General features: G+C 35.1%; 1 protein-coding gene. It reads right to left on the reverse strand.

All coding sequences use genetic code 11. The annotated features are described in order from the left end of the window. Positions 1–1,228, reverse strand: a 1,228-nt coding sequence (locus tag J1N10_RS20825; RefSeq protein WP_262328660.1) for an Eco57I restriction-modification methylase domain-containing protein, incomplete at its 3' end; no start/stop codon positions are given. Between the last annotated feature and the right edge of the window lie 234 nt (positions 1,229–1,462).

Genomic DNA, 1,462 nt, shown 5'->3' on the forward strand with positions numbered 1-1,462 from the left:
AAACCAAACGGCTTTTATCGTCTTTTGAGCTAAAACGTCTTAGGAAAATGTAGTTTTTGTTTTTCAACAATACTTTCCTTGAATTTTCATTGTTTTCAATAAGACTTGGCTTGTTTCCTTTTTGCAAAGGATATGAAAATTCCATTTCTTTGACGTTATGAAGCCAAACCAAAGGGGCGATAGCTCCATTCACTTGACCTTCATTTTTTAGAAAGTCAGTACAACGGAATGCAACTACAGGACCCGTTGAAATCTGAATATTAAAGTCATTTAAGGTATTATTCCACTTTCTGAAAATCTTGATTGTATCAGATTCATTCTGATTTGATGGAATAAACAATACTTTATCTATCGACTTTAAATCAATAAGTTCATCTGTGGGGTAAATATATTCAGTGGGGTTAAACAATCCTTTATTACATTCTGAAACCGTTACATTAATTGAGGAGTTCTTTGTTTTCGTAGCCCGTAGGATAATATTTTCCTGTAAAACATTATCATTCTTGAACATCTTATCACGTGATTCGAAAATATGAATATCAGAGATGCTAACCTCGTTAAAGAAGGATTGTCTAAAGGCTTTAAAATAGTTACCCGCCGCAAAACTTCTCGGCGTAATAAAAATAAGTTCACCATTGTTTTTGAGAAGTTTGGCAGATAATCCCATGAATATCGAATAAATATTAGGCTGTCCGTAAACTAATTCTTTGGCAACGGAGGCTCTTTTATCCGCTTTAGATATTTTAAAGTATGGTGGATTTGAAATTATATAATCAAACTGTTTTAAATTTTCAGTCCCGAACAGCGAGTTTAAATTGAAGGCTTCTGAGTTATCAAGTACAAAATCTAATTCATTTATGGTGTAGTTAAACCCAATATTCTGTTTTTTTAACCAATTAGCGAGATATTCAGCGACCAATTTAGTTTGCGTCACTACATTTTTATCCGTTTCGTAAAGTGTTAATCCTATTTCCTTTATTTCTGAATCTGAAACAAGTTTTTCAATCAAAGAGCATGAAAGTATTGCTGTACCACAACCAGGGTCAAGAATAGAAATCTTGTCCGATTTTGGTTTGGCAAGATTTGCCATGAAGTCAGAAATATTTTTTGGAGTAAAAAACTGTCCGTTTTCCTTTTTATGCTTGTCCGATGTTGAAGTCGCATAAGTAAGCCCTATGTAATCAGCATATTCTGACGGTAAATTATATTTTTCATTTAACTCTATCATTCTACAAAGGTAACGAATCTTGCGCGCGATGGCAAAAATTTGGCTCTTTTGCAAGCTGAAGCATCAGCCTGTGGGTTAGAGCTTGCAAATGTGCCAAATGTGCGGTGGCATTTCAGGCACAGTCTCTCTTAGCATTAAACACAACGGTCTCGCATATGAGGCGTGTGGGGATTGAAATTGTCGCCCTCTCCTAATCCTCACCAAAGCCCAATGGTTTTCAAACGACTAAATTAC

The organism is Carboxylicivirga litoralis, assembly GCF_025499605.1.
Lineage (GTDB): Bacteria > Bacteroidota > Bacteroidia > Bacteroidales > Marinilabiliaceae > Carboxylicivirga > Carboxylicivirga litoralis.